Consider the following 25,979-nt stretch of genomic DNA (forward strand, 5'->3'; position numbering starts at 1 on the left):
GGTACACATAATGAGAAAGAAAATCCAGTCCTCCTAACCCTTCGGTTGGACAGGGTGTTTGGCATGGCACTTTGTGGAGCGCCTTCCAGCGTTTTAACAATAAGGTTCAACCACAAATCACCTTATGGGTTTTATACTCTCTAATCTGTTTCCTTAACACTTGCTCCCTGTAAGGAACAGGTGGCGAAAGGCATAATAGCCCGCCCCTATAAGCAAGTGAACATTTCGAAAGTATTGTATGCACCTCTCGCCAGCCTCTTCGTGCACTTGACGTCTCCTGTATTCAGACGCACCCCCAGTATGTATATGCGAGTAAGGATTTGCACCTTACATAAGCAAGGCAGTATTAAGACAGGCTTACCTTACTCTTGTGCCCCTTTCCTTACATCAGACATTAGCGTCTACCTATTCCGCCACCGCATGATCTAGCAAAAGCAGCTCGATTTTTTCGTTACTGCTTAGGTTTTGTTCTTACATTTTGTTACGTTATAAACGACGGCACCGCTTTTACGTAGGGATTAGTGTATGGGTGACACGTCCGAGATAACCTCGAACCCTATGCTAGGATTATACAACTTCCCTTTAACAACCTTCAAAATCTGTCATTAGTGTCCATTTTGTCAGAAGTGTCAACCAAATTTATTTACCACCGTACGATAATCGTTACCTTTCAAAAATCCAACAAGTTCAATTATATTTGATGGTGAGGAATTTAAATGGTGTAAGTAATCTTCCGCAAAACTAATTTTATCCGATCCGTAATCCATCTCATGCACGAAAGCCCCAACCATTAAAGTGTTGTTATACTTCTCTAGTTGAGTTAATTGGTGCAACTTCTCAATGTCTTTATGAATTTGTTTTATAAAGGAAAAATCATTTATAACGTTCAATCTTTCAATCCTTGCCTGAATATATTTAAATTCCACCATTACTATAACCTTATTACTCCAATATTTTAAAGGTAAAAAATCAGTCTGTTGCGGATCAACAACCGTCAAATCTATTCTGTTATGCTTGTCTCCATTCTTAATATCAAAATTCGATAGCGGTAACTCAGTAACAATCCTTAAGTTATTTTCCAATAAAAATTCATCTGATAATCTTTCCCTCAAATGTTTATAAAAAGCACATTTAAGGGTATCTTCATTTGAAATCATTCGTTTATCCAAATCATCTTTTATGTTGTTATTCCAGATGTACTCTATCGCTTCTTGAATCAATTTCCTTAGAACCATATGAGCTCCTCCTTTAGTGGTTTCGCATCATTAATTTATATCGTCGCCATATAATTCCCATGCTATCTTTTTAACTAGAAGTCTTTTAATCTCGTTTAATCTTTGTCTAGAAACACCTACATGACTTGCAATCATATTCATTCTTTCGCCATCTAATATGCACTCTAATACTGTAGATTCTTTTTGATCTGTTAACTTAGCAGCCGCTATATCAATCTTTTTGATCTTTTCTTGAAGAGCTTTTAATCGCTTGTACTGTCTATCATATTTCTCTTCACTTACAGACATTGTAGATGGTTTAGTGCCTTGGGCCTTGGGCAAGGTTGCTTCAACGCCATATTGAGCCACCAAGGAACTCTGCGGAATAAAACCTTTAAGAGCCTTGTCTAACTCCTTTTGTAACCTATCAATCTCACGCATCATCCAATGATAACTGCGTAGATCTTCTTCAGTCTTTTGAACAACTTCAATTGCGGGTTCTAAAACAGTGAAGGCTAGTTGACCTTCCTGATTTATAAAACTAGCTTCCGCTTCGGAAGTGCTGCGACGATTCCATTCCTTACATGTATTTATCTCACCTATGCTTCTGTTATGGATTCTGCAGATACTTTTTGTCCCCCATAAGCTACCTGGACAATTACCACATACATTTTCTATTAGTATGTCTCTTGGAATCTCATTCATATGAGATTCATCTCTTTAAACTTTGATTGAGTGTTTTTATTTACTAACCGTATTTTTATTTCCTTTTCTCCTGTTAAATTATGTGAAACCCACTCTTCTTTTGGTATACCTACGGTTTTGGCGGAAACTGAAACCTCTAATACATCTACATCATTATTAGGCAATACTTTGACAATCTCACTAATCATTTTATTTTTAGCAACCATTTACTCCACCACCTTAAATTTAATAATTTATAAAAAAATAATAGGCATAATTTCGCATGCTTTGGCAAATACTATTAATATCCGACAATATCGGATATATAAAACTATAAAACTACAAATGGGGATGATCTAGATGACAAAAATCATTGCTGCAAGAGTCAGAGAACAAGGTGTTAGTTTTGCTGTTGTTAGAGTAGAAAGCTGGGTTATTAACAGTCAACTTGAATCTAACAAACTTATTTCACAATGTAGGCCATTATTTGATGGAGTGCCTGTTGTATTACTAGGTAAAGACTCATTTGGAAGATTTAAGTATTATGGGAGAAACGATATAGTAAGGTTTCTATCAAATATTGATCCCTCTCGACTTCCGTTTCGAGAATACTTTATCAACTAGTACGGAGTAGAATTAGGCGGCTTTTAAAGTCGCCTAATTCTATTATTCATTAACTACTTCCGCATCTACACCATCAACGACTAAGAAGTCTGCTAAGATTTCAAAATCATTGCTCGCTACAACCATGTCCCAAGCTAGGCCTTCATATCCATAATCTTCTTCAAGAACCTTTACTGCTCTGTCGAAATTTGTGAATTCATATTCACCGAAATTTATAACTAAAGTTTGTATCAAATCAATAACCCCCAATTTCATTGTTTCTTCGAAATGTGCAGTTACATTTGTCTATCAAATGAATAATTTCTAAATCCACCATCTTCTAAATAGATAGTTATACTTGTAGTTTCAACACCTTTGGTATCGTCAACATACACATCAACTTCGACTTTTTCTATATCTTCATGGAGATAAGTAACTTGGTCGACTAATTCACTCATATTATTTCTCCTTTTCCTCCTTAGGCATTTTTGCTTTCGCTTCTTTGCACTCATTACATAAAGCTGTATATATAGCGTGAAAATAGAACCTTTTACAATTGTTGCAGGATTTGAATATTGCCATATTTGACCTCCTGTGTTCAATAAAATCTTTCGTGTTTTTCTCCTGTAATTTTCTCTAATTCATTAAATGCAAATTCTTTGTGTGTAAATCCTAATCTTCTTGCAGACCAGAGGTTTAAGCTTATTAATTCATTTCTTTCACCGACTACTTTTGTGTACATATCCAAGTATGATTGGTGGAGTGCCTGAAAGTGTTTTACTTCCTTTCTCAGCTCTTCAATTATTTTGTTTTTAATTCTCAATTGGTCTACCGCGTGATCAAAATCATCTTTCAACAATTGATATTTAGTTGATTTCATTTACTAACTCCCCCTGCTCGAACCATCTTCTATGCTAATCTTAATTTTATATTTCAACGCGTTAATCTCTTCTTTCGTGCTCTCGAAAGCGTTCGTCCAGCGCTTCATATTCCCGTACGATTCTGCTTCCTCTTCGCGTAAGTCAATGATTGCTAATTCTGCTTCGGCTGCTTTATTTTTAGCAGCTCGTATATACGCTTCCGCATACACTCGTTTTCTGCTTGCATACACTCTCTTATAACGTTCCGAAAACTCGGCAGACAATTTCCCAATGAATACGAGCATTTTCGATAAGATTTCGATACGAGCCATTTCCATATCGTCTGGAGGAAGAACTTCTAATTGCTTTTGATACTTGATGATTTCGAGTAAGTGAATATCCGTCCAATCCTTCTTCAAACTACTTACCTAACTTTCTCTTGTGCTTTTGCCATTTCTTCCTTTGACTCTTTTTCTTACGAAAGAATTTCTGCCTAGCAATCTTCTTACTAGCTTTTAATTCCTTATCTATTAATACAGAGTTATGATATAAAGGTTTTATGTTATTCCAAATTGCACATACTCTGTCTCTTATAGAGTAAAATAGCTTAAAAAATTCACCTGCTACAAAGGAAAATCTATCTTCTAAATCAGCAAGGCTTTTTTGGAGTCCGCCACTAGCAGCAAAAAGTTCGTAATCAATCGCTTGCTCTGCAGTCATAACAGATACTTCAATCCTGTTAATCACTCTTTTCTCAAATTCATCTAACGAAATCACTGGAAGCCCTTCTGATTCACGATATATATTTAATTCCTTGTGTGCCTGATGGATCTTGTTCCAAACGCTAATTGTACGTTGCTGCATCTTATCTAGTTTAAACACTTAATATGACCACCTTCCCTATGAAATTGGCTTTTTGATTCTCCAGTAAGCAATTAAAGGAAACAATTTAAATTCAATAACCATTCCTAATAGATCACTGTCGTGGACTTCAAATCCTATACTACAATTTCCCCATCTTAATCCGTAAACAAAGTTCTTCTTTGCGATCCTCAATTGTGTTCACTCCTCTACAGACTTTCTTTGCTTTTCATACTCTTCAACTGTTATCCCTATAGCACGAGCCATAGCTTTTGATTTGCGGTAGTTTCCCGCTCTGTTATAGATACACTCCATATTTCCGATAATGCGCCACCATGTGCGTCCCTTGTCGTCTAGCTTGTATGCAATTGCATCACTTTGGAATTCCTCTGGAGTAATATTAGAGGTAGCCCATATCGGTTTGTCTGCTCGTTCTCGACCGTTAAAGATTTGAAAAATCCAATCTTTCTCTTCGTCCGTCAATCGTTGGCTACTCATGAAGTCATCCCATACAAGAAGATCCGCTCTTAAGCAAGCATCCATAATCTCGTGAAAGGATTCTTCATTTCTAAAATTCTTGGTAGCTGCTAATCTACTAAGCAAGTCTTTTTCCGTTAGAAAAATAACGGAGTAACCTTTAACGATCAGCTCATTTCCTCCAGCTGCTGTTAAGTGACTCTTTCCGTTTCCTGTCTCTCCAAAGATGAACACTCCTAATCTTCCTCTTTCCTCGAAGTTCTCTATCGCTTTTTTTATTTCTTTGTAGGAGTTTTCAGCACCGTCACGTAGGATGTAGTTGGAAAAAGTCATGTTTCTTATGTCCTCTAAAGCGCTGCTTAGTTTTAAAGCCTTCTCGATTTTATGTTGCTTTAATCTTCTCTCTTGCTCTTTGTTAAAGTCCTCTCTTTCTTTTATGACACAGGGACAAGCAACAGGTACCCACCTTGTACCTTTTCCGAAGGGATGCTGTATTTGGATTCGCTCTATTTCGTTTCCGCATTTTTCACAATGAACTGGCTCTAGTTTATTTGAAGAGTTGGACATTCCCATCCCCTTCATCACGCTTTCTAACGCTTCCTTCATTCTTTGGATCCTCCTTTGGATAAATTGGTTTTTTCGGTAATTGCTTCCGTTTCGCTTGTATTTGGATCACCAATTGATCGAACTTCTCCCTAAGCTTTGAAACTGATAAAATATTGGCCTTCCAGAAAGAATCTTTTTGGCACCAATCAATCACATAAATTATTTGTTCTTCCGTACGTTTATCTCTCTCCATCGTTAACCGGATATCATCAGCCCATTTTTGTAAATCTGGTTTTTTATGGTTAGGGTTATTTTTTAATATCTGGTTATATAATCGTTCTGCTAATTTAAAGTGGGTGGAGGTAGCGTCGTAAATCTTTTTACGACTATTCTTTTCTTTTATTTTCTTTACTTTACTTTCCTTTACTTTACTTTGGGGATTAATGTTAGCATTTTCCCCCTCTTTAGCAGAGTTAATGTCTACATTAATTCCTTCTAAGAACAAGTTTTTGTATTCCATAACCTGAGTTTCCGATAACAATAAATACTCGTTTTTTATCTTCGTTTCTTGCCTTCTAGAGGTAGCTTCCAAATACCTAATTTGAATGCCTTTCGATGTAAGGATATTATATTTTTCGTAAATATCCTTAGAAAACAAATCCCATTTTATGCAATCATTAACTACATCATTAATTACATTAATGTCTACATTAACTACCTTTGAAAAGAGTAGGCGTTCCCTCTCTGTCCATGAATAATAGTAGCTGTTTTTATAAATTTTCATCATGAGCTTAACAACTATACCGAAACCCTCTAGACCGTGTTGGGCTTCAATTAGCGCTACTTTATCATCTTGATCTATATCTACATCCAAAGGGAAATAGTCTAACCCTTCTTTTTGTGGTCTGGCCATATCACCCACCTCCACCTTTACATTCCATTCTCGTAATGTTTATCTTTGATTCTAGGAGTTTTCATTGGTTAAAAAAGCTTATAAGAGTGCCAGGAAAGAAGAGCGCTAAAAACAGCATTCAAAGAACCTAGAAGGATAATAAGCTTGTCCGATTGCATAATTCCATGTTAAAATCTTTCTAATACAAATCAATTCTCTATCTGCAGTTATGTGTTGGCGCACTTCAGCTGCTTTTTTCTATTTTTGGACCAAAATATCTTTGATACTGCCTCCGTTGAAAATCTATAGCGAGAGCAAGTTGCAAACAATATTGTTGATCTAGAGTCCTACCTGCGACTTCTAATTGACCTATCCTATACCCTAAAGCTTCTACAAAGCAGAGCATTTCTCCACCGTCTACAAATGGTGTGTTGTTGCTCAAAAGCTTGTTATAAGCTAGCTTAATATAAGGAATTTTTCCTTCCTGTAAAACTTCAAGCGCTTGAAGATATCTTCTTAAAACATCAACAATGATCCCACGTTGACCAACAGTGATATTTAATTTATGCATGTCTCCCATACCCCTCTTTCTTGTAATGGTCTTAAAATCTTATATCTTGTCTTATCAGCAACTGTTCTCTCTGTGGTAAGAGATTTGGTTTTTAATGATGTTTCATGACACCTTTTAAGACTACTCATATTCGTAGTAAAGTTAACAAGGAAGAGTGTGATATCCCAATTAACGTACTCCCGTAGGAATCCCGCGACATTATCACCAATAACCTCGTGCTCTCCGATACCTTTTATATATTTTTTTGTGTGGTAATAATCTTTAATTCCAAAACGATCGCCGTCATATTCTTTGGTGATTGGAAAAATGGTCTGGAATTCAGCTGGTGTGAGCTTGCTTATTACACGCTCTATATTCTTTATCAGTTTCAACCTTGTAACTAAAGAACGGTACTCCTTAACCTCGATTCTCTCTGCATTAATCATCTTTATTCCTGTAAAAACTACACGTTTTAAACTATCAATATCGTAACTATCATTTACTTCAACATGCTGAATCGCTTGGTGAATTGAATGTATAAACAGTCTGCTATATATAGCTAAAAGTTGTTCTTCATCCTCTTTTAATATTGGCTTAATTTGCTTCACTGTGTTTCACCTCTTTCTCTCTATCTACAACCGCTAGAATATTACGTTTTTGAAGGGTTTCATGAATAAACAACCTTCCTTTTTGAGTCCACTTTGTGTTTAAACGCGCTTCTCCAGAGTCATCAATAAATGTTTCAGATTTTGTATAGCCTTTATCATGAAACTGACTATAAAGAAACCACTGCTTACTTTGTTTATATTGAATACCTTCCTTGTGTAAAATTTTATTTAACCCTTGTGCGGACATCCCATAATCCTTTGCAATTTGTGTGACGGTTAATAGTTTTTTAGACTTTAAGATAGTATCGAAATAAGTTAACTTCGGCTGTGCTTCTGCTACTTGTTGCTCGAGCATTTTATTTTGGATTGAAAGGCGATTCTTTTCAACTTTCTCTGCTTTTAATTTTTCTAACAAACCAATAGTGAAGTCAGGATTTGCTATTGCTAGTTCTAGTACACTATCAGTTAGATATGCGCCATGCTTTTGAACAGATGGCATAACATCATCAAATATCCATTTTTCATATTGTTTAGCCTTTGTTTGAATTTCCGTATTTTTACTTTGTTTGGATGCTGCAACAATCAACCTTGTGACATTTCCTATAGAAATGAATTTTTTTAATTGCCTGCGTCCTAAAGTATCGATGACTGTATAACTTATACACCCATCTTCATCACAATGATTTTTCACAGCATGCTCAGGTTGTTTATACTCCAAAGCGCTTGCAACATCTGTTGCTCCAAAAAATTCCTTACCATTCTCGATTACTACTGGAAGTTCACCGAACATCTTGTGGTTAAATGTTTTTATTCCACTCGTTCCTCCCACTCCTGTTTGAACCCCTACTCCGTGGACCGCGCTACTCATTTTCCAGCTCCTCACCTAACATTTGGTTAAGACTTGCTGCAAGTGCTTTAATTTCTTCTATTGCAAGATAAACTTCAACAACATTTTTCCCTTTCTGTACTTCTTCACCGGCTTCATTCCTATCGATAATAAATTCAGTTACTCTTACCAATGCACCAGATCCGATATTATCTGTTTCTATTGCTACCGAAACATTTTCAAAATTAAGTTCAGTGTTCTTAAAAATCATCATCCCTATTCCCCTCCATTTTTAGTTCTTAAATTCTATAATCTGATTTAATCTAGCGTTAGCAATCTCATGCATTTTCACAAAGCTAGGATCGTCAGATAAATGGAACTCCTCGCTAATCATAAATGTCACTAATCTTTTTAAGCCCTTTCTAGTCATGGTATTTATACATTCTGCGAACAACTCAATGTAGGATTTGTCTGGAGTCATTACAATTCCTCGTTTTTCAAATGAATCACCCATAATCATAATAAGCGCCTCGGAGCTCCAGTCTGCACTAGGACTCTCTGCTATAACTAAACTCATAGTCTACCATTCCTCCTTTTTCCCAATTGTTGCTTCTAACTTTCATCACTGCTAACCTATTAGCTAATTTTGTTATATCAGAAGCGTTCATGCTCAATTCCCTTACTATTCGACAACATTTACGGCCTATTAACACATGAAATTACTAACCTCTTTTTATTCCGACGGCATTTCCTTTTTTATGAGTTTATTCCCCAGCCGGGTTCGACATCATAGACCAAAAAAAAGTTGAGGTTTTCACCTCACGTTACTGATTGATATTAATAGTTTCTTCTGTAATTTGATTGAGTTTATCCGTATGCTTATGTTCACAACCCCTGTTGCAAAAATAGCTGTGTGGATAAATCTCTTTACCGCAATTCAAACAGGTTATTCTTTCGATCACGAACTATAACCTTCAGCTGCAATCCATTCATGTAGTTCCTGCTTTAATGACATGATTTGAATATGCTGATCTTCGTTACAGCCCCACGAATTTGACACTACTGATGTGTAACCAGCAATCGCCTCCGGAAGAGTTTTAAAAGAATCTATACCTGGAACTTTTAATTGATTTCCTTCTAACTTAAGAATTTCTAAGAATTTTTCTTTTTCTTCTCGGAAAGCTTCTACATACTTCACTTTTAATTTAGCTACGTCACCTTTATATGGGCGGAACTTAAATGATCCTCTACCTGTTTCAGTGTTAAAATCACAAGTTTTTGATATCACGACTATATTGCCTTTAGGAGTTGAGTAGACCGTGCTCCCAGTGGAGGAATGGCCAAGAAATTCAACTTCACTAGCCTTACATTTATAAAATTTAGATAGAAGCTCCCACTCAAAATAGAATCCTTTTTTAACGATGTTTGTGTCATATGACATTATTGAAGCTCTCATCGTCTCTTAGCTGCTCCTTCCGTGACATCAAGGCCTAATTTCTCGAAATCACCTTTATATATCGTATAAACGCTGAAATAGTTATCTTTATCGTGATAGGCTGTAGTGACGCAATAATTCTCCTTCCGAAACCCTTCGGAATAGAAGCGGAAGAAAAAACAGGAATCATTTTCTTCGATGATAAATTTTCTAATGTAACAGGATCCGCGACTTGTCTCGTACTTAATCCTTCCTGCGAATTTTTCAGCTGCTAATTCAGCTAAGGCTGTAAAATTAAAATCTCTACCAATGTGACTATATTTACTTTCAGTAAAGAATTGACTTTCTTCTGTATAGGCAAATGTTTGTATGATTTTTTTATCCATATCTTCACCCTCCTAACGACTAAGAAATAGATCTTGCTTTTTCTTCTTTACGAGACTGGATCCACTTTTTAAAATCTTCCTTATCCACTCTCTTCGTGTTACCGATGTTGAAACTAGGAATGCCACCAGCAAATTCTGTCATATTAAAGAGTTCATAGACTCTTCTTCTAGAAATCCCTAAAAAATCAGATATGTGTTGCGCTGTTAACGTATCAGGTAATGACTCCCATGTTGAATTTGGCATTTCATTTCACCTCTCTTAATATTTGATTCCATCCCACTAAATTCTTTATCGAGCACGATACAAGGTAACAAGATTGAAATTCGGAATATAAAATCCTATTTTTAATGAATATAGGGGAAAATAATTAAGCTGAGTTTGATGCTTGCTTTAATTTTTCTAAAACATCTTGTGGCAATTTTTCACGATATGCCGCGGCCCTTAATTCTAAATGGTCTATTTTTAAAACTTCTGACAATATAAGGTTTACTTTATCGCTCGCAGGAGGCTTTTTTCCATTCTGCAGTTTACTTAAATATCCTTTATTCAAATTAAAGCCGTATTGATTTATTTTGGTGCATATCTTTGAGAGGGATAAATCTGTATTTGAGATTGCAGTTTTCAGCATTTCAGAATATGTCAATTTTATTTTCACCTCCACTTAAATACCAAGTAGTCAACAGAGCACTTTTCGGTCAACTAAACCCGTTGACTAGATAGTATCACTTGAGAGACCAATAAGTCAACGCTTTTTAGACACTTTTTAGTGCGCTTTGTTGAATTAAAAGTCAACAGGGGCTAAAATAAGACATAAGGAGAGGAAGGTGTGTCTTTAGTGAATTACCACGAATTACTTACTCAATACATAGAACAAAGTGGATTAAGTTTAGGGGAACTCTCTTTAAGGTTGAAAAACGTTGGAATAGAAATAAGCAAATCTTATATAAGTAAACTGAAAAATGGCGCTAAACCACCAGCATCGGATGAAATAAATAAAGCTATCGCAGAAGTAACCGGAGGAGATCCAAATGCTTTAATTTGGTGTGCATATATAGAAAAAGCACCCGAAACAGTAAAGCGAATGATAGATTTGCTTAGTCCTGTCTTAGAAGCATACAATTCAGTAGATAAGGAAAATCCGAACATAGAATATTCTCCGGAAGATCCGCGATATGAAAGTTATCATAGAGCTATAAATGAGTTCATTCACGAAAAAAAACACAAAGAATTATACAGTAGTTTTCTTGAGGAAAAACCAGATGAATTCTCAGACACGATGCACCAACTTTATCTTCAAAAAGCACGAAGAATAATTTTCGAAACACCTCCTGGAGAATTAGATCAACTCGCAGTCATTAATGCAATAACGAACTCATATTCTTCTTTAGAATTTAGACTAAATCAAATTCTTTACTTGTTGTTAAAACCAGATAATAAAGATGCTAATGCAAGAATTGAATATCTCGAAGAATTCACATTGAAAGATAAATTAAGAAATCTTCTACCAAAATATTTGGATTACGATATTACACAAGAAGATTTTTATCTTGATTTGCTTGAAGTGATTAACCTAAGGAATAAAATCGCTCATCATTCAATAAATACTTTAATCAAAAGAGACGAAGCACAAAAATATGTACTGACCGTTGGAACAGCAATTGAATCAATTAATAGTTACGCCAAAAGAAAAGGTATTGAATAAATACCTTTTTTATTTTTTGCTCGAGTAGGCAATTATAAGCAAGAGCAAAGCGAATTATATAAATATGATAAATATAGAGTGAATTTTATACCTTAATAACTTAAGAAGGATACCAGGGAGGAGGCATCAGATGAAAGGACATTTTTATAGACCAAAATGTAAATGTGAAAATAAAAAGAGATGTAAATGTGGTGCTAGTTGGGCATACATTCTAGACGTTGGAACTGATCCGAAGACAGGAAAGCGAAAACAGAAAAAGAAAAGTGGATTTAAAACAAAACAAGAAGCGCAAAATGCGGCAGCAGAACTTATATACGAGTTACAAAAAGGGACATATGTTAAAGAGGATCCAAGCTTAACCTTCGAAGAGTTTGCTTATGAGTGGCTTTCCATGTATGAGCGTACTGGGAAAGTAAAGGAGAGTACAGTTCGAGTGAGGAGGCATGAAATTGCTCGTCTATTAGATTATTTTGCGAAACTTAAACTTAAAGATATAGCGCGGAAAAGATACCAGGATGCTATAAACAGTTTAGCTGAACGAGGATTCGCACAAAATACCATAGAAGGTGCTCATCGGACCGGCAGGATGATCTTTAAAAAGGCCGTCGAAATGGAAGTACTGAAGAAGGATCCTACAGAATTTACTCACGTACCAAAAAAACAAAAAACAGTAGAAGAATTAGAAGGGCGAAAGGATATTCCGAATTACCTAGAACGTAAAGAGTTGCAGACCTTCCTGTCTATTACCCAAGAAGTGGGTTTAGAGTTAGATTATCTAATCTTTTTAACTCTTTCCTATACCGGCCTGAGAGCTGGAGAACTATGTGCGTTAAAATGGCGTGATATTGATTTCCAAGAACAAACGATTAGTATTACTAAAACATATTATAATCCAAGAAATAATAAAAAAATGTACAAACTTTTGCCACCTAAAACGGCAACTTCTATTCGGGTAATTGATGTTGATGAAATAGTGCTTAATGAGTTAAAACTCCGCCAAATTTCTCAAGAAAAAAAGAAGACCCGCCTTAAAGAAGCATACCACGATGAGGATTTTATATTTACCGATGAGTATGGTTACCCCATCTATTTAAAAAAAATTGAAAATAGAATGAGTCGTCTGTTAAAGTTAGCAGAATTAAATACGGAGCTTACACCTCATTCACTTAGACATACACATACCTCACTCTTAGCTCAAGCTCGTGTTAGTCTTCCTGAAATTATGGAGCGTCTAGGGCATAAAGACGAGGACACTACAAAAAACATTTACTTACATGTAACTAAAGACATGAAAAAAGAGGCTTCCAGAAAGTTTAAGATCTTAATGGAAGAACAATAATGAATATGTATATAAAATAAAAGCACCTGACAAATGAATGTCAGGTGCTAACACGATAAACTTATGCGAAGTAGACTCCGCCATTACAAACCGGGCGAACCGATTTTTTCCTTAAAATGAATGTTACACTAACTAAGTTATAAAGTCAACTAATTTAGCGAAGTATTTATAAACTGCTATCAAGCCGTCTTGTTTCTCATATGCATTAACTTCTCTTTTTGTTCGGTCTAACAGTAGTTTAAGGTCACCATATCTCGCCTTCTTTATACCTTCACTGTCGATAAATGTGTAATGGACATAAATCAATGCAGTTAAGTCATGCACTTTGCGATTCGACAATCGCTTTTTCCTAGCTGAAGGTGATAACCCGGGTACTTGTTTTGTAAATTCAGTAATGGGTTTTACTATTTTATTCTTTCCAATTTGATTTATGCTAGCTATGTCCATTAATATCGGACTATTATGGGCTGCTGTATTTCTAATATTTTTCACATATTTTAATACTTTTTGAATTTCATAATAGGAAGCGGGTCTACTTTTCCTTTTATAATAATACTCCACGAATTTAACAAAGTTTCCAAATGTCATAACCTCAAACAGTACCCAAATAGGGGGCTTCGCATGATGTTTAACATAAAGTCCATAATTATAATGACTCTCTTTTTTTAATGCATGCATGTAATCATCAATCGAGCTACCATCATGAGCCAAAAAATCTGAAACAACACTATAACCATCTTCACTGGGATCGTTTGTTATATCTGTAAGAAGCTTCGTTTTTATTGCATGTTCTATATCTAAACTCATATGCAATACCAAATATCGCAGTCGCATATCTATAGTTGCCAAGTCTTGCAATAGTTTAAAGTCTAGTTTTACATACTGATCACGATTATTTTTTTCGAAGTTCTTTCTATACGCTGTAATTTTATAAAAGTAATTGGAGGTTTGAAGTGTGTTCTTAGCATTTTCTTTTGAGATCAGATCAAACCTTACATTTTTATCCTCTAAATGTTTGATCATTTCATCGAACCCTAGTTTCCTTTTCGCTGCCTTACTTGTAGCCACAGTTGTCATACTCACACCCCCAATCCTTTTTCATCTATCCTTAATCTTAAATAATTAAAATAAAAATTGGAAGTGTATTTACATGGAAATACTTTGTTACATCCTTCCTTACTTTCATTTTATTAAAAAAAGAGGCTCCCAAAAAAGTTTATGGGAACCTCTAAATGTTACTCTTTCAGGACCAACGTTACCCTAATGTTACCCTCGAGTAATTACCAGAAAACAAAAATCCTTATAACCATTGATGCGCAAAGGTTTTATGATGTTAATTACATCATGCCGCCCATTCCACCCATTCCGCCCATGTCAGGCATTCCGCCGCCAGCACCAGCTGGTTCAGGGATGTCTGCTACTACTGCTTCAGTAGTTAAGAACATTGCAGATACGCTTGCTGCGTTTTGAAGTGCAGAACGTGTTACTTTCGTAGGATCTACGATACCAGCGTCGAGCATGTTAACCCACTGGCCAGTTGCTGCGTTGAAGCCAATTCCTACTGCTTCTTTTTTCAGACGATCTACGATTACGGAGCCTTCTAATCCAGCGTTGTGTGCGATTTGACGTACTGGCTCTTCCATTGCACGTAGTACGATGTTTACACCAGTTGCTTCGTCGCCTTCAGCTTGGATTTGTGATACTTTGTTGTAGATGTTTACAAATGCAGTACCACCACCGGCTACGATTCCTTCTTCAACCGCAGCACGAGTAGAGTTAAGTGCATCTTCAATGCGAAGTTTACGCTCTTTTAATTCTGTTTCTGTTGCCGCTCCAACTTTGATTACAGCTACGCCACCAGCAATTTTCGCTAAGCGTTCTTGTAATTTTTCACGGTCAAACTCAGAAGTTGTATCTTCTAATTGTGCACGGATTTGGCCAACACGAGCTTTGATATCTTCTGTGTTACCATGTCCATTTACAACTGTAGTGTTTTCTTTTGTTACAACGATTTTGTCAGCGCGACCTAATTGGCTGATGTTCGCAGATTTAAGGTCTAAACCTAATTCTTCTGTGATCACTTCTCCACCAGTTAGAACAGCGATGTCTTGAAGCATAGCTTTACGACGGTCACCAAATCCAGGTGCTTTAACAGCTACTGCATTGAATGTTCCACGTAATTTGTTCACTACTAATGTAGCTAACGCTTCACCTTCTACGTCTTCAGCAATTAGTAATAGAGGCTTGCCTTGTTGTACTACTTGCTCAAGAACTGGAAGGATTTCTTGAATGTTTGTGATTTTTTTGTCAGTGATTAGAACGTATGGATTATCTAGAACAGCTTCCATTTTATCAGAATCTGTTACCATGTATGGAGATGCATATCCACGGTCAAATTGCATACCTTCTACTACTTCAAGTTCCGTTGTGAATCCTTTAGATTCCTCTAAAGTGATTACTCCGTCGTTACCAACGCGCTCCATTGCTTCCGCAATAAGCTGGCCTACTTCTTCGTCAGCTGCAGAAATTGCTGCAACTTGAGCGATAGAAGCTTTGCCTTCGATTGGCTTGGAAATGTTTTTTAACTCTTCGATTGCTACTGCAACAGCTTTTTCGATTCCTTTGCGCACGCCCATTGGGTTTGCACCTGCTGTTACGTTCTTTAAGCCTTCGCGGATCATTGCTTGAGCAAGAACAGTTGCAGTTGTTGTACCGTCACCAGCAACATCGTTTGTTTTGCTAGCAACTTCTGCTACTAATTTAGCACCCATGTTTTCGAATGCATCTTCTAATTCGATTTCTTTTGCAATTGTAACACCGTCATTCGTGATTAGAGGTGAACCGAATTTCTTCTCTAATACTACGTTACGTCCCTTTGGTCCTAATGTTACTTTCACTGCATCAGCTAATTTGTCTACACCGCGTAACATTGAACGGCGAGCTTCTTCACTGAACTTAATCTCTTTTGCCATGATTGATAGACCTCCTCAGTAAAGTTAAAGTTTATAATATCTATATTTTGCGTAGTTACCTGTTGATTTCCGCTCTAGGCGTTCGTTCCAATCAACCGTAAGTTCAATACAACTTTTATTTATTTGGCTCTGTTAAACACCGCTGTTGATTTCCGCACGAGGCTTCGCTTTCCGCGGGGCGCTTGTGGAGCCTCCTCGGCTTCGCCTGTGGGGTCTCCACAAAACGCTACCTCCCGCAGGAGTCTTCACCTCGTGCTCCAATCACCAGCTAGGTATCTAATAATCAACACTGTACTTTAACAGAGCCATTTATTTATTAATTTACTTGCCTACTACAGCAAGTACGTCTGTTTCTTTTAAGATTAAATATTCTTTGCCTTCGTACTTTAATTCTGTACCAGCATATTTTGAAAAGATGACGCTGTCGCCTTCTGAAACTTCTGGTGCAACACGCTCTCCGCTGTCTAATACTCGACCTGTACCAACTGCTACTACTTTTCCTTCTTGAGGTTTTTCTTTAGCAGAGTCAGGTAAAACGATACCACTTGCCGTTTTTTCCTCTGACTGAACAAGCTCAATTACAATGCGATCACCTAATGGCTTTAACATGAAAACAACCTCCTCAATTCATATGTAATGTTAGTTTTAATTATTAGCACTCTTCATCTCCGAGTGCTAACACAATTATTATAATAATGAATCTTATCCCTTTTTGCAAGTATCTTTACTTAAAAATTTTTATACGCTTTCAACCTTTTCCATTATCTCACAACTCTCCCTATCTAAACGTAAATGGAAGATTATTTTTCGTAAGGACCACAAGTAATGGGAACCTTATCATTATAAACGACGGCTTGTTGTATGGTACAATACGAAAAGCATATAAAGACAAATAGAGGAGTTTGCTATGACGAAAAAGTATTGGTATGTCATCTTAACCTATGTATTAATGCAGCTATCTGGAGTCATTGGATTCCCAATTCTTTTAGGACTAGGCGTTGAAAGAGAACACGTTATCGGGTATTGGACATTCATTAGCTTCACTATTGGGTTACTCATTGTATGTTGGATATTAAGGAAAGAATGGAAAGAAGGAGATTTTCGTGGGCCAGTCGCATCGGTTCCCAAAATAATCCTTTGGTCTTTCCTCGGTTTTTTTATGGCATTATTCGGGCAAGCCATTGCTGCACAAATTGAACTTCATTTATTCGGAATTGATCCGGGATCAGAAAACACCCAGCAAATTATGGGGTTTGTAACAGCTACTCCTATTATGATTTTTGCTATAACAATAGCAGGTCCGATTTTAGAGGAAGTTATTTTTCGAAAGATTATTTTTGGTTCTTTGTATAAACGATTTAATTTTGCAGTTGGATTAATTGTTAGTTCGCTTCTTTTTGCGGTTGTGCATCAAGATTTTAGTCATTTACTCATATACTTTGTAATGGGAGCCATTTTCGCCTTTCTCTATGTCAAAACAAACCGTATCATTGTACCGATTATCGCTCATGTGGCCATGAATTCTTTTGTAGTGGTTGTACAATATGTGTTTAGAGAAGATATTGAGGAATTATTGAAGCAAATGGAAGAAATGCAAAATAATTTACCTAATTTCATCACTTTCTTTTAACAACGCCTTAATTGGGTTGATTACAGCTGGAGGACTAGCACGATGAAAATAACACCAATTAATATGGTCTTTTTCTATTCACTTATGGGGTTTCTTTTTATGTACTTAGCAATCTTGTCAGTCAAAGAAAGTATCTGGGAATGGCATACGATGCTACTTATGCTTATTGCCACCTTTGACTTTGGAGTTGCCATACGCGCGTACTCACTTCATAAAAAAATCAAAAGCATGAAAAAATAGGCTCCTACCTAAATGGTAAGAGCCTATTTTCTATTTAATTCTTCTTCTAACCTTGCTTCTGCTTGCTTTACCTTCTTATATCCAAAGCGTGAAATGATAATGCTGATTTCATATAGAACAAGAAGAGGAAAAGTGACCATTAGATGCGAAAGCAATTCTGGTGGCGTAATCAAAGCCCCGATAACCAAAAGAACAAAATACGCAAATTTACGCACTTTCACGAGAAAAGCCGGCGTGATAATCCCAAGTCTTGTTAAGAACATCACAACGACTGGCATTTGAAATAAAAGACCAAATGGTAAGGTTAATTGAAATAAAAATTGAAAATATTCATTGACCCCTATTACTTGGTTTATTTCCAAGCGTACTGCCAATCGGTTCATAAAATTCACGACAAACGGGAATAAAATAAAGTATGAAAAAGCTAGTCCACTTAAAAATAGAAGTAAAGAAATAGGTATATAACTTAACGTTACTCTCCGTTCCCGCTCATACAACCCTGGACTAATAAATGCCCATAATTGATAGAGCGTAACCGGAAACGTAATAACAAATGCAATGATAAAAGAAAACTGCATAAAAATCTTTATTGGATCAGTTAAGCGAAACGCATTCATGGTTAAGTCTTGCGCTTCCCTAGTTTGCTGTAAATAGACAATAATCGGTTCCGCTAAGAAAAAGCCACCGATCGCTGAAATGAAAAAGAATGATGCGATAATTATGACTCTTTTTCGAAGCTCGCCTATATGGTCATACACCGACATATCTCTATCTAGCATTTATGTTCATCCTTACATTACTTTGTTTCTTCTTTTTTCTCCGTTTTCTCATCATCATCTGCTAATCCTTTTGTTGCGTTTTTAAATTCACGCAATGTGTTACCTGCTGCTCTTCCTAACTGTGGTAATTTACTCGGACCGAAGATTAATAGTGCTACAAAAACAATTAATAAGAGGCTACCCATTCCTATTGGACCCATTCTTGCCACCTCCTTAAAGAGGATGTTCAAAAAGTCCGGTAAAAATAGCTTCGAATTTCTTCGTCAGCTTGTCTCTCCGCTCCTCACGTATACCATCCATACGCTGTGGTGCTCGATCCTTCGCTTCCTCGAACTTCTTTGCTCTTTTTATCCTCCTTTTTGAACACCAACTTAAAATATACTTATTCTACTACTTTTTTATTCTGTTGGATAGTGCTTGAGAAAATATACCAATGACTGTAATTCTACTGCTAAATCAATATGATGAATTCGGATGGTTTCCGGTACATTAATACGTGCAGGTGTAAAGTTTAGTATACCCTTTACGCCTTTTTCTACTAACCTGTCAGCTATTGGTTGCGCAACAGGTGCTGGAACGGTCAAAATAGCTACCGTAACATCTTCTGGTAGATGCTTTTCAATATCATCAAGGTGAAAAACGGGAACGCCACCAATATCCGTTCCAATTTTGTCCTTATCAATATCAAAAGCCATAACAATTTTTGTGTTATTATTCTTCATGAAATTGTAATGTAGGAACGCTGTGCCTAAATTACCTACACCTATTAGAGTAACATAAGTCAATTCATCTTGGTCGAGCGTTTTACGGAAAAAAGTTAACAAATATTGAACATTATAGCCATAACCTTTTTTGCCTAGTGCTCCAAAATAACTAAAATCTCTTCGAATGGTAGCAGAATCCACTTTTACCGCTTCACTCAGCTCTGCAGAAGACACTCTTTGTTTACCAGATGTATTTAAGTTTTTCAAGAAACGATAGTATAAAGGCAATCGTTTCGCCGTTGCTTGTGGTATTTTTATTGGTTCGTTATTCATCTTACTCCCCCATTTGTCCAACCAAGTTTGCGTTTCTTTTTCTATCTATTCAGAGGAGGGGCTGAACGAGCCGACTCCGCTTTTCTAACGTAAACGATTTCATTTTACCCTATTTTCCTCTTTTTTGTAAGTAGTTGCGGGTCCTATTCTTGATGTAAGACAAGAAGAAGGATACACTTATTATAGAATTGCATGAGGTGAAGATAATGATTATTTTACAAATAAATCAGTTAACGAAATTTTTTGGTGCTGACCTTATTCTATCGAATATAAAACTAGAAGTACAATCCAAAGACCGCATTGCACTTGTCGGTCGAAATGGTGCTGGTAAATCAACCTTATTAAAAATCATATCCAATCAGCTTTCCTTTGATTCAGGGGACATCATTAAGCCTAAAGATGTGACCATTGGCTATTTGGCTCAGGATACCGGATTACAAACAGAGCGTTCAATTTGGAATGAAATGCTTACGGTATTTTCCGGCTTGAAAGACCTAGAGGTACAGATGCGATCGTTAGAGGAAAAAATGGGGGCCCCCTCTTGCTTCGAGAATGAGACACTGTATGCACGTGTTTTAAAAGAATATGATGAAATTCAAGAAACGTTTAAGCAACAGGGTGGGTTTCAATACGAGGCAGATATACGTTCTGTACTCCATGGGTTGCGATTCTCCGAGTTTGATTATGAGACGCCAATTGAGACGCTTAGCGGGGGACAAAGAACACGCCTTGCGCTTGCAAAACTTCTATTAACTAAACCCGATTTATTGATTCTCGATGAGCCGACCAACCACTTGGACATTGATACGCTTTCTTGGCTTGAAAGCTATTTACAGGGATATCCCGGCGCATTACTTATTGTCTCCCATGATCGTTACTTCCTTGATAAAGTGGTGACGACTGTCTATGAAATTTCTCGAAAACAATCAACGAAATTTCATGGAAACTATAGCTCCTATCTCTCACAAAAAGCGGAACAATATGAACGCGATATGAAAATGTTTGAAAAACAGCAAGATGAAATCTCTAAGCTACAGGACTTTGTTCAACGCAATCTAGCTAGGGCATCAACTACAAAGCGAGCACAGAGCAGGAGAAAGCAGCTAGACAAAATGCAAGTAATGGACAGACCACAAGGCGATGAAAAATCTGCTTCTATCATGTTCGATATTGACAGACAAAGTGGCAATGATGTTCTAAAAGTTAAGGATTTAGCCGTTTCCTATGACCAAACCGCTATTTTCCAACATGCGGACCTTTCCTTGTCAAGAGGAGATAGTGTCGCTCTTGTTGGTCCGAACGGTATCGGCAAATCTACCTTATTAAAAACATTAGTCAATCAATTAAAACCTTTAGCTGGTAGCTTTTCCTTTGGAGCTAATGTCTCCATAAGTTATTACGATCAACAGCAAGCTGACTTAACGTCCAATAAAACTGTCTTGTATGAGCTATGGGACGACTATTCACATAAAACGGAGAAGGAAATCCGAACTATTCTTGGTAACTTCCTCTTCTCAGGGGATGACGTACTTAAACCTGTATCTACACTAAGTGGTGGCGAAAAAGCACGATTAGCACTTTCCAAACTTATGCTACAACGATCCAATGTACTGATACTGGACGAGCCTACTAACCATCTGGACTTAGATAGTAAGGAAATCTTGGAGAATGCTTTAATCGATTACCCTGGAACCATTTTATTCGTATCTCATGACCGATACTTCATCAATCGTTTAGCTACGAAGGTTTATGAGTTAAGTAGAACTGGTGCAACGGAATTTTTAGGGGACTATGATTACTATATCGAGAAAAAAGAAGAGGCTCTAGAGCTACAAAGGTTAGAAGGCACAGCGATTTCTTCCTCCTCAACTGCTGTAAAAGAAAAAGAAAAACTTGGCTATGAACAGGAAAAAGAGGCAAAACGATTAGAGCGTCAAAAAAAGCGTAGACTAGAAGAAATTGAAAAAGAAATTGAGGAAATTGAGATCCAACTCGAAGAAAACGAAAATCAATTATGTCTTCCTGAAGTGTACCAAGATCACGAAAAAGTACTTAAACTTAATACTCAAAATGAAACCTATCAAGAGAAACTAATGGCTTTAATGGAAGAATGGGAACAACTTGTTTAATAAGGCATCTATAGATTATGGATGCCACTAAAAAACTACTCTCCTAAAACAAAAGGAGCGTAGTTTTTTTAGGCTTTGTTAAACCTATTCTTAATCTTTGACTATTCGAAGCTTGCGATTAGTTCAAAAGTTGTAGGCTCCATACTCACGAAAGCGAACGCTTGCGACCCTACACAACTTAAATAATTATCCTGTGTATAACATTTTAATGATTTTTACTTATTTTTGTAAAAAAATTGCTTATATGTATTTTGTCGATAGATGACAGCGATTTCACGAAGTTTGTCGATTTATGAGACTTACCCACAGACTTACTCACATATCCACCCTTATTTATAAAGTTATCAAGAGGTTTATGCACACTATCCACATTCCAACCAAAAGTTATCCACAATTTTTATTCACATTAGCATTGTTATTTTCAAAGGAAAACAAGATCGTTATCCACAATTAATCCACAGGGATGTGTATAACAAAAATTAAGCTTTTCGTTAACCCTGGATAGGAAGCACTCACACTTAAACAAACTCCACTTGTCCCTAAAGGGTAAAAAGCCCTTCAACCGAGAATCAGTTAAAAGGCTTTTCAATATCTAATCCTGGATTTCCATTTAAACTTAGACCTGATCGCTTTCCTAGGCGGTACAGGACACTACCCACAGTCGCAATCATCGCTGCATTATCTGTACAAAGCGACAGTGGCGGAATCACCAATTCTTTCCCCACATTATCCACAGCAGTTTGTAAGCTACGTCTTAAACCTTTATTCGCTGCTACTCCACCAGCTAATAAGACTTGATCAACTTGGTAATGGCTCATTGCCTTCAATGTCTTTGTTACTAAAACCTCGATGACACTCTCTTGAAAGCTTGCTGCTAAATCTTCTGGAATAATTTCTTCTCCTTTTTGGCGTGCATTGTGGAGAGTGTTGATAACTGCTGATTTTAATCCCGAAAAGCTAAAATCATAGGAATCCTCTTCTAGCCACGCTCTTGGAAGTTTAATTGTAGGCTGGCCCTGTTCAGCTAGGCGGTCAATATGAGGTCCTCCTGGATAAGGAAGCTGCAATGTTCTTGCTACTTTGTCGTAAGCCTCTCCCACCGCATCGTCGCGAGTTTCACCGATTACCTCAAAGGAGCCATGCTCTTTCATATAGACAAGCTCCGTGTGGCCTCCAGACACAACTAATGCCAATAACGGGAACTTTAAATCAGAAACAAGTTGGTTGGCATAAATATGACCTGCAATATGATGGACACCGATTAACGGCTTCTGGTTCGCAAACGCTACTGCCTTTGCTGCATTAACCCCAATTAAAAGTGCACCTACTAAGCCTGGCCCTTCTGTTACTGCTATAGCATCCATATCTTTCATGGTTAAACCACTTTGGCTCATTGTTTCTTCTAGGACTACTGTAATTTGCTCCACATGATGTCTAGAAGCAATCTCAGGAACCACTCCCCCAAAACGCTGATGACTTTCAATTTGTGAGGAAACGACATTAGCCACAATTTCTTTTCCATTTTTAATAATGGCTGCTGCGGTTTCGTCACAACTTGTTTCTATTCCTAATATATATTCATCTTTTTGTTCTACGTTAATCATAGATTCACCCACATCACTAATGCGTCTTCATTATTATCCACATAATATTTTTTTCGAATACCACCGTTTTGGAAACCATGCTTACGATATAGATTTTGTGCTACCGTGTTTGAAACTCTTACTTCTAAAGAAAGTATAGTAGCTCCTATTACTTTACAGTATTCTATTGCATTTCCTAAAAGTAAGTCTCCTAATTTCCTACCACGACAAGAAGGATGGATGGCGATATTCGTTATTTGTGCTTCTCCCATGACAATCCAAATTCCACAGTACCCAACTACTTTCTCTTCTTCCTTCATGACAAAGTAATGGGCATACGGATTATTGGTAATTTCATAGTAAAATGCATCTTTACTCCAAGGAGTTGCAAACGATGCTAATTCTACAGCATGAACACCATCAATATCATATACCGTCATTTTTTCTATATCAATCATTGATTCCATCTTGTTCACCTATTTTTCCTTACTTTCTAGCCATTTTGTTTCTGCTTCAGCTAATCTTGTATAGTTCGGAACGAAAGAATGTACATCCTCTGCTTCCCTTTTCAAACCAATGAGAGCAAGTTCACTCGGGCGTGGATTATTTTCACTTGTTTGAGCAAAATGTGCTAGCTCTCCAAGGTACTCTATGATGGTTTCCTTATGTAGGTGCACATCATTTCCGATAAATAACACATCCTCATTCTTCTCTTTTAACATACTTAACCAATCTACCAACTGAATATTGACATCTTCAATTAGCGTTTCCACACATGAACGGTTCCAACTATATAAACCTGTATAGACTTGGCCACGTCTCGCATCCATTATTGGAGAAATAACTCCATGAAAATATCGTCCGCTTGCAGCTAACAACTCCAAGCTAGAAACTCCAACAAGTGGAATATTTAAGGACCATGCTAATGTCTTTGCTAACGTAACCCCAATCCGGACCCCGGTATAAGAACCAGGACCTTTTCCAACGACAATTCGGCCAATATCACTAATCTTTACGTCACAGTCATTCAATAACTGATCAATAGCTGGCATCGCTCTGACAGAGTGATTTTTATTAATGTTTGTCACAACTTCACCTATAACTTTGTCTTCCTCTACAATCGCCACACCTAACACATAGGTTGATGTCTCAATAGCTAATACCTTAGTCATTCCATTAGCTCCTTACAAATCTCTTCATATCTTTCTCCCTTTGGAGTAAACACAATTTTTCTCTCATCGTCACCATGATGATATATATATATTTCTAAACGCTCTTCAGGTAAATAGTCTTCTATTAAATGCGCCCACTCTACTACTGTGACACCTTTGCTCATAAAATAATCATCAAACCCTAAATCCTCTTCACTATCTGCTAAACGATACACATCCATATGATAAAGAGGTAATCTGCCCTCATATTCTTTTATGATGGTAAAAGTAGGGCTATTTACATTACGAGTAATATCTAGCCCCTTCGCCAACCCCTTCGTAAAGGTCGTTTTCCCAGCACCTAAATCACCCTCAAGTAATAGAACCTCTCCTCCATGCAATAACTTACCTAAGGCTTGCGATAGATTCATCGTTTCACCTGAAGAATGAGTCATTAACTCCACTTGCAACATATCAACAATCTCCTACTCTTTTTGAAAATGATTAAATCCATCCTTTTTCAACAGCACTTCTCCGCCTTCGCCAAACATAAAAACTTGCCCAGTTCCAATAGTTACCTCACCGATTTGAGAAATTTCTATATCAGCGTTTTGACACTGCTGTTTTAATAGTGGCCACTCATTAAGAGCTATCGTCCCTACAAGCTCAAAGTCCTCTCCACCTGTAAGCGCCCAGTTAAGAGCTTTGCTACCATTATAGTTTAGCAAAATAGAACTTAATGGTATTGTATCCTTCTTTATCCTCATATCTACATCACTTGCTTCGGCTATTTCCATTAGTTCACTAGCTAACCCATCGCTAACATCATTTAACGCAATCCGGTCAAATTGAGTCAATATCCGTCCAAGACTAACTTGAGGTGTAGGATTTTGATGCTTTCTAATCAATTCTCTCCATGTATCCTTCTTACTATCACCTAACAATAGATCTAATCCAGCTGCTGAATCACCTAAAGATCCTGATACAAAAACCACATCTCCTGGCTTTGCATTGGATCGTAATAGACGCTTCCCCTTCTCAACCTTACCAATAACAAAGACACTCAAAACTAATGATTTTCCAGAGGTCGTATCTCCACCTAACAAATCCATCTCATATTTGTCTCCAAGAGTTTTCATTCCATCATAAATCGCTATAAGATCCTCTTCCGACCATCCTTTGGGGATCGTAATTGCTACCAAATAGTAAAGTGGAATTCCGCCCATAGCCGCTACATCACTAATGTTCGCAGCAAGTGCTTTATGCCCGATATCAAATGGATCCATCGTTCGACTTGAAAAATGAATCTCCTCCACCATCGTATCTACACAAACTATCTTTTCAAACCCAGGCTCTCCTCCAATAATCGCCGCATCATCGCCGATACCTACGACCTTATCTTTATGAAACAAGGTAGGAGGCTGAATGTTTTTAATAAACTCAAACTCGTCAGAAACGGACAAAAAACTACACT

37 protein-coding genes are annotated in these 25,979 nt (G+C 37.0%); 6 read left to right on the forward strand and 31 right to left on the reverse strand.

All coding sequences use genetic code 11. The features are described from left to right. Positions 1–629: 629 nt before the first annotated feature. From BK580_RS21715 to BK580_RS21725, 3 genes are read right to left on the reverse strand one after another with little or no spacing between them, the layout of a single operon-like run. Positions 630–1,235 (reverse strand): hypothetical protein, encoded by a 606-nt coding sequence (locus BK580_RS21715; RefSeq protein ID WP_078382351.1) that lies wholly within the window; start codon positions 1,233–1,235, stop codon positions 630–632. Between the two features lie 30 nt (positions 1,236–1,265). After that, positions 1,266–1,919 (reverse strand): hypothetical protein, encoded by a 654-nt coding sequence (locus tag BK580_RS21720; RefSeq protein WP_078382352.1) that lies wholly within the window; start codon positions 1,917–1,919, stop codon positions 1,266–1,268. Next, positions 1,916–2,125, reverse strand: a complete 210-nt coding sequence (locus BK580_RS21725) for a hypothetical protein (RefSeq protein ID WP_078382353.1) — start codon at positions 2,123–2,125, stop codon at positions 1,916–1,918. Before BK580_RS21725 ends, BK580_RS21720 begins: the two co-directional genes overlap by 4 nt. Positions 2,126–2,258: 133 nt before the next feature. Here BK580_RS21725 and BK580_RS21730 point away from each other — a divergent pair, with 133 nt between their 5' ends. Then, complete coding sequence (locus tag BK580_RS21730; protein ID WP_078382354.1) at positions 2,259–2,522, forward strand: hypothetical protein; 264 nt, start codon at positions 2,259–2,261, stop codon at positions 2,520–2,522. A 42-nt stretch (positions 2,523–2,564) separates the two neighbouring features. On the opposite strand, the gene BK580_RS21735 is transcribed toward BK580_RS21730, so the two are convergent. From BK580_RS21735 to BK580_RS21805, 17 genes are all read right to left on the reverse strand, one after another. Continuing rightward, the gene (locus BK580_RS21735; RefSeq protein WP_235864091.1) at positions 2,565–2,756 is read right to left on the reverse strand and encodes a hypothetical protein; all 192 of its coding nucleotides are present in this window, start codon (positions 2,754–2,756) and stop codon (positions 2,565–2,567) included. A gap of 41 nt (positions 2,757–2,797) precedes the next feature. After that, entirely contained in the window at positions 2,798–2,959 is a 162-nt protein-coding gene (locus BK580_RS23805; RefSeq protein ID WP_169865219.1) for a hypothetical protein, read from the reverse strand. A gap of 140 nt (positions 2,960–3,099) precedes the next feature. Beyond that, on the reverse strand, positions 3,100–3,381 hold the full coding sequence (locus BK580_RS21740; protein ID WP_078382355.1) for a hypothetical protein: 282 nt from the start codon (positions 3,379–3,381) through the stop codon (positions 3,100–3,102). A gap of 3 nt (positions 3,382–3,384) precedes the next feature. Next, entirely contained in the window at positions 3,385–3,780 is a 396-nt protein-coding gene (locus tag BK580_RS21745) for a hypothetical protein (protein ID WP_078382356.1), read from the reverse strand. A gap of 1 nt (position 3,781) precedes the next feature. Continuing rightward, on the reverse strand, positions 3,782–4,243 hold the full coding sequence (locus BK580_RS21750; RefSeq protein ID WP_078382357.1) for a hypothetical protein: 462 nt from the start codon (positions 4,241–4,243) through the stop codon (positions 3,782–3,784). 18 nt (positions 4,244–4,261) lie between these two features. Next, positions 4,262–4,417, reverse strand: a complete 156-nt coding sequence (locus BK580_RS23810; RefSeq protein WP_169865222.1) for a hypothetical protein — start codon at positions 4,415–4,417, stop codon at positions 4,262–4,264. A 6-nt stretch (positions 4,418–4,423) separates the two neighbouring features. Next, positions 4,424–5,305, reverse strand: a complete 882-nt coding sequence (locus BK580_RS21755; RefSeq protein ID WP_235864092.1) for an ATP-binding protein — start codon at positions 5,303–5,305, stop codon at positions 4,424–4,426. Next, on the reverse strand, positions 5,247–6,158 hold the full coding sequence (locus BK580_RS23830) for a DUF4373 domain-containing protein (RefSeq protein ID WP_078382358.1): 912 nt from the start codon (positions 6,156–6,158) through the stop codon (positions 5,247–5,249). Before BK580_RS23830 ends, BK580_RS21755 begins: the two co-directional genes overlap by 59 nt. A 223-nt stretch (positions 6,159–6,381) precedes the next feature. After that, positions 6,382–6,708: a hypothetical protein gene (locus BK580_RS21765; protein WP_078382359.1), complete on the reverse strand. Its 327-nt coding sequence runs from the start codon at positions 6,706–6,708 to the stop codon at positions 6,382–6,384. Next, entirely contained in the window at positions 6,696–7,295 is a 600-nt protein-coding gene (locus tag BK580_RS21770) for a hypothetical protein (RefSeq protein ID WP_078382360.1), read from the reverse strand. The genes BK580_RS21765 and BK580_RS21770 overlap by 13 nt, the downstream gene beginning before the upstream one ends. Continuing rightward, entirely contained in the window at positions 7,282–8,163 is an 882-nt protein-coding gene (locus tag BK580_RS21775) for a phage antirepressor (RefSeq protein ID WP_078382361.1), read from the reverse strand. Before BK580_RS21775 ends, BK580_RS21770 begins: the two co-directional genes overlap by 14 nt. Then, the gene (locus tag BK580_RS21780; protein WP_078382362.1) at positions 8,156–8,395 is read right to left on the reverse strand and encodes a hypothetical protein; all 240 of its coding nucleotides are present in this window, start codon (positions 8,393–8,395) and stop codon (positions 8,156–8,158) included. The genes BK580_RS21775 and BK580_RS21780 overlap by 8 nt, the downstream gene beginning before the upstream one ends. An 18-nt stretch (positions 8,396–8,413) precedes the next feature. Beyond that, a complete protein-coding gene (locus tag BK580_RS21785; protein WP_078382363.1) occupies positions 8,414–8,698 on the reverse strand; it encodes a hypothetical protein in 285 nt (94 codons plus the stop codon). A gap of 381 nt (positions 8,699–9,079) precedes the next feature. Continuing rightward, positions 9,080–9,577: a hypothetical protein gene (locus BK580_RS21790; protein WP_078382364.1), complete on the reverse strand. Its 498-nt coding sequence runs from the start codon at positions 9,575–9,577 to the stop codon at positions 9,080–9,082. Then, positions 9,574–9,942 (reverse strand): hypothetical protein, encoded by a 369-nt coding sequence (locus tag BK580_RS21795; RefSeq protein ID WP_078382365.1) that lies wholly within the window; start codon positions 9,940–9,942, stop codon positions 9,574–9,576. The genes BK580_RS21790 and BK580_RS21795 overlap by 4 nt, the downstream gene beginning before the upstream one ends. Before the next feature lie 19 nt (positions 9,943–9,961). Continuing rightward, positions 9,962–10,186, reverse strand: coding sequence for a helix-turn-helix domain-containing protein (locus BK580_RS21800; RefSeq protein WP_078382366.1), 225 nt, complete (start codon positions 10,184–10,186; stop codon positions 9,962–9,964). Between the two features lie 124 nt (positions 10,187–10,310). Then, complete coding sequence (locus BK580_RS21805) at positions 10,311–10,586, reverse strand: transcriptional regulator (RefSeq protein WP_078382367.1); 276 nt, start codon at positions 10,584–10,586, stop codon at positions 10,311–10,313. Positions 10,587–10,769: 183 nt separating this feature from the next. Here BK580_RS21805 and BK580_RS21810 point away from each other — a divergent pair, with 183 nt between their 5' ends. Beyond that, positions 10,770–11,645, forward strand: coding sequence for a helix-turn-helix domain-containing protein (locus BK580_RS21810; RefSeq protein WP_078382368.1), 876 nt, complete (start codon positions 10,770–10,772; stop codon positions 11,643–11,645). A gap of 130 nt (positions 11,646–11,775) precedes the next feature. Further along, complete coding sequence (locus BK580_RS21815) at positions 11,776–12,984, forward strand: tyrosine-type recombinase/integrase (protein ID WP_078382369.1); 1,209 nt, start codon at positions 11,776–11,778, stop codon at positions 12,982–12,984. A gap of 132 nt (positions 12,985–13,116) precedes the next feature. On the opposite strand, the gene BK580_RS21820 is transcribed toward BK580_RS21815, so the two are convergent. The 3 genes from BK580_RS21820 to groES form a co-directional block, all read right to left on the reverse strand. Next, complete coding sequence (locus tag BK580_RS21820; protein WP_078382370.1) at positions 13,117–14,061, reverse strand: Abi family protein; 945 nt, start codon at positions 14,059–14,061, stop codon at positions 13,117–13,119. A 260-nt stretch (positions 14,062–14,321) separates the two neighbouring features. Next, on the reverse strand, positions 14,322–15,956 hold the full coding sequence (gene groL / locus BK580_RS21825; RefSeq protein ID WP_078382371.1) for a chaperonin GroEL: 1,635 nt from the start codon (positions 15,954–15,956) through the stop codon (positions 14,322–14,324). A gap of 321 nt (positions 15,957–16,277) precedes the next feature. Beyond that, positions 16,278–16,565, reverse strand: a complete 288-nt coding sequence (groES, locus tag BK580_RS21830) for a co-chaperone GroES (RefSeq protein WP_078382372.1) — start codon at positions 16,563–16,565, stop codon at positions 16,278–16,280. A 298-nt stretch (positions 16,566–16,863) separates the two neighbouring features. Here groES and BK580_RS21835 point away from each other — a divergent pair, with 298 nt between their 5' ends. After that, positions 16,864–17,586 (forward strand): CPBP family intramembrane glutamic endopeptidase, encoded by a 723-nt coding sequence (locus tag BK580_RS21835; protein WP_078382373.1) that lies wholly within the window; start codon positions 16,864–16,866, stop codon positions 17,584–17,586. A 42-nt stretch (positions 17,587–17,628) separates the two neighbouring features. After that, positions 17,629–17,826: a YdiK family protein gene (locus BK580_RS21840; protein WP_078382374.1), complete on the forward strand. Its 198-nt coding sequence runs from the start codon at positions 17,629–17,631 to the stop codon at positions 17,824–17,826. Positions 17,827–17,849: 23 nt separating this feature from the next. On the opposite strand, the gene tatC is transcribed toward BK580_RS21840, so the two are convergent. The 3 genes from tatC to BK580_RS21855 form a co-directional block, all read right to left on the reverse strand. Beyond that, a complete protein-coding gene (gene tatC, locus BK580_RS21845) occupies positions 17,850–18,605 on the reverse strand; it encodes a twin-arginine translocase subunit TatC (RefSeq protein ID WP_078382375.1) in 756 nt (251 codons plus the stop codon). A gap of 17 nt (positions 18,606–18,622) precedes the next feature. After that, positions 18,623–18,805: a twin-arginine translocase TatA/TatE family subunit gene (locus tag BK580_RS21850; RefSeq protein ID WP_078382376.1), complete on the reverse strand. Its 183-nt coding sequence runs from the start codon at positions 18,803–18,805 to the stop codon at positions 18,623–18,625. Between the two features lie 198 nt (positions 18,806–19,003). After that, positions 19,004–19,642 carry a redox-sensing transcriptional repressor Rex gene (locus tag BK580_RS21855; RefSeq protein WP_078382377.1) on the reverse strand — a complete coding sequence of 213 codons (639 nt, stop codon included), beginning with the start codon at positions 19,640–19,642 and terminating at the stop codon, positions 19,004–19,006. A 206-nt stretch (positions 19,643–19,848) separates the two neighbouring features. Between BK580_RS21855 and BK580_RS21860 the strand changes: the two genes are divergently transcribed. Then, on the forward strand, positions 19,849–21,771 hold the full coding sequence (locus BK580_RS21860) for an ABC transporter ATP-binding protein (protein ID WP_078382378.1): 1,923 nt from the start codon (positions 19,849–19,851) through the stop codon (positions 21,769–21,771). Between the two features lie 569 nt (positions 21,772–22,340). On the opposite strand, the gene tsaD is transcribed toward BK580_RS21860, so the two are convergent. The 5 genes from tsaD to thiL are packed head-to-tail and all read right to left on the reverse strand — an operon-like array spanning position 22,341 to position 25,968. Next, positions 22,341–23,375 (reverse strand): tRNA (adenosine(37)-N6)-threonylcarbamoyltransferase complex transferase subunit TsaD, encoded by a 1,035-nt coding sequence (tsaD, locus tag BK580_RS21865; RefSeq protein WP_078382379.1) that lies wholly within the window; start codon positions 23,373–23,375, stop codon positions 22,341–22,343. Next, positions 23,372–23,821, reverse strand: a complete 450-nt coding sequence (rimI, locus tag BK580_RS21870) for a ribosomal protein S18-alanine N-acetyltransferase (protein ID WP_078382380.1) — start codon at positions 23,819–23,821, stop codon at positions 23,372–23,374. Before rimI ends, tsaD begins: the two co-directional genes overlap by 4 nt. A 9-nt stretch (positions 23,822–23,830) precedes the next feature. Continuing rightward, a complete protein-coding gene (tsaB, locus tag BK580_RS21875; protein ID WP_078382381.1) occupies positions 23,831–24,526 on the reverse strand; it encodes a tRNA (adenosine(37)-N6)-threonylcarbamoyltransferase complex dimerization subunit type 1 TsaB in 696 nt (231 codons plus the stop codon). After that, positions 24,523–24,978: a tRNA (adenosine(37)-N6)-threonylcarbamoyltransferase complex ATPase subunit type 1 TsaE gene (tsaE, locus tag BK580_RS21880; RefSeq protein WP_078382382.1), complete on the reverse strand. Its 456-nt coding sequence runs from the start codon at positions 24,976–24,978 to the stop codon at positions 24,523–24,525. Before tsaE ends, tsaB begins: the two co-directional genes overlap by 4 nt. 12 nt (positions 24,979–24,990) lie before the next feature. Beyond that, positions 24,991–25,968, reverse strand: coding sequence for a thiamine-phosphate kinase (gene thiL / locus BK580_RS21885; protein ID WP_078382383.1), 978 nt, complete (start codon positions 25,966–25,968; stop codon positions 24,991–24,993). Positions 25,969–25,979 lie beyond the last annotated feature (11 nt).

The organism is Sutcliffiella halmapala (assembly GCF_002019665.1).
In the GTDB taxonomy this organism is placed as follows: domain Bacteria; phylum Bacillota; class Bacilli; order Bacillales; family Bacillaceae_I; genus Sutcliffiella_A; species Sutcliffiella_A halmapala.

Bases quoted from the DNA above. Each gene is read 5' to 3' on its own strand.
- tsaE (WP_078382382.1), bottom strand. From the start codon at position 24,978: ATGTTGCAAGTGGAGTTAATGACTCATTCTTCAGGTGAAACGATGAAT.
- groL (WP_078382371.1), bottom strand. From the start codon at position 15,956: ATGGCAAAAGAGATTAAGTTCAGTGAAGAAGCTCGCCGTTCAATGTTA.
- BK580_RS21725 (WP_078382353.1), bottom strand. From the start codon at position 2,125: ATGGTTGCTAAAAATAAAATGATTAGTGAGATTGTCAAAGTATTGCCT.
- BK580_RS21720 (WP_078382352.1), bottom strand. From the start codon at position 1,919: ATGAATGAGATTCCAAGAGACATACTAATAGAAAATGTATGTGGTAAT.
- BK580_RS21755 (WP_235864092.1), bottom strand. From the start codon at position 5,305: ATGAAGGAAGCGTTAGAAAGCGTGATGAAGGGGATGGGAATGTCCAAC.
- BK580_RS21835 (WP_078382373.1), top strand. From the start codon at position 16,864: ATGACGAAAAAGTATTGGTATGTCATCTTAACCTATGTATTAATGCAG.
- BK580_RS21775 (WP_078382361.1), bottom strand. From the start codon at position 8,163: ATGAGTAGCGCGGTCCACGGAGTAGGGGTTCAAACAGGAGTGGGAGGA.
- BK580_RS21795 (WP_078382365.1), bottom strand. From the start codon at position 9,942: ATGGATAAAAAAATCATACAAACATTTGCCTATACAGAAGAAAGTCAA.
- BK580_RS21740 (WP_078382355.1), bottom strand. From the start codon at position 3,381: ATGAAATCAACTAAATATCAATTGTTGAAAGATGATTTTGATCACGCG.
- BK580_RS21800 (WP_078382366.1), bottom strand. From the start codon at position 10,186: ATGCCAAATTCAACATGGGAGTCATTACCTGATACGTTAACAGCGCAA.
- BK580_RS21780 (WP_078382362.1), bottom strand. From the start codon at position 8,395: ATGATGATTTTTAAGAACACTGAACTTAATTTTGAAAATGTTTCGGTA.
- BK580_RS21820 (WP_078382370.1), bottom strand. From the start codon at position 14,061: ATGACAACTGTGGCTACAAGTAAGGCAGCGAAAAGGAAACTAGGGTTC.
- rimI (WP_078382380.1), bottom strand. From the start codon at position 23,821: ATGGAATCAATGATTGATATAGAAAAAATGACGGTATATGATATTGAT.
- BK580_RS21850 (WP_078382376.1), bottom strand. From the start codon at position 18,805: ATGGGTCCAATAGGAATGGGTAGCCTCTTATTAATTGTTTTTGTAGCA.
- BK580_RS23830 (WP_078382358.1), bottom strand. From the start codon at position 6,158: ATGGCCAGACCACAAAAAGAAGGGTTAGACTATTTCCCTTTGGATGTA.
- BK580_RS23805 (WP_169865219.1), bottom strand. From the start codon at position 2,959: ATGAGTGAATTAGTCGACCAAGTTACTTATCTCCATGAAGATATAGAA.
- BK580_RS21790 (WP_078382364.1), bottom strand. From the start codon at position 9,577: ATGAGAGCTTCAATAATGTCATATGACACAAACATCGTTAAAAAAGGA.
- BK580_RS21815 (WP_078382369.1), top strand. From the start codon at position 11,776: ATGAAAGGACATTTTTATAGACCAAAATGTAAATGTGAAAATAAAAAG.
- groES (WP_078382372.1), bottom strand. From the start codon at position 16,565: ATGTTAAAGCCATTAGGTGATCGCATTGTAATTGAGCTTGTTCAGTCA.
- BK580_RS21765 (WP_078382359.1), bottom strand. From the start codon at position 6,708: ATGCATAAATTAAATATCACTGTTGGTCAACGTGGGATCATTGTTGAT.
- BK580_RS21860 (WP_078382378.1), top strand. From the start codon at position 19,849: ATGATTATTTTACAAATAAATCAGTTAACGAAATTTTTTGGTGCTGAC.
- tsaB (WP_078382381.1), bottom strand. From the start codon at position 24,526: ATGACTAAGGTATTAGCTATTGAGACATCAACCTATGTGTTAGGTGTG.
- tatC (WP_078382375.1), bottom strand. From the start codon at position 18,605: ATGCTAGATAGAGATATGTCGGTGTATGACCATATAGGCGAGCTTCGA.
- BK580_RS21855 (WP_078382377.1), bottom strand. From the start codon at position 19,642: ATGAATAACGAACCAATAAAAATACCACAAGCAACGGCGAAACGATTG.
- BK580_RS21840 (WP_078382374.1), top strand. From the start codon at position 17,629: ATGAAAATAACACCAATTAATATGGTCTTTTTCTATTCACTTATGGGG.
- tsaD (WP_078382379.1), bottom strand. From the start codon at position 23,375: ATGATTAACGTAGAACAAAAAGATGAATATATATTAGGAATAGAAACA.
- BK580_RS21715 (WP_078382351.1), bottom strand. From the start codon at position 1,235: ATGGTTCTAAGGAAATTGATTCAAGAAGCGATAGAGTACATCTGGAAT.
- BK580_RS21730 (WP_078382354.1), top strand. From the start codon at position 2,259: ATGACAAAAATCATTGCTGCAAGAGTCAGAGAACAAGGTGTTAGTTTT.
- BK580_RS21785 (WP_078382363.1), bottom strand. From the start codon at position 8,698: ATGAGTTTAGTTATAGCAGAGAGTCCTAGTGCAGACTGGAGCTCCGAG.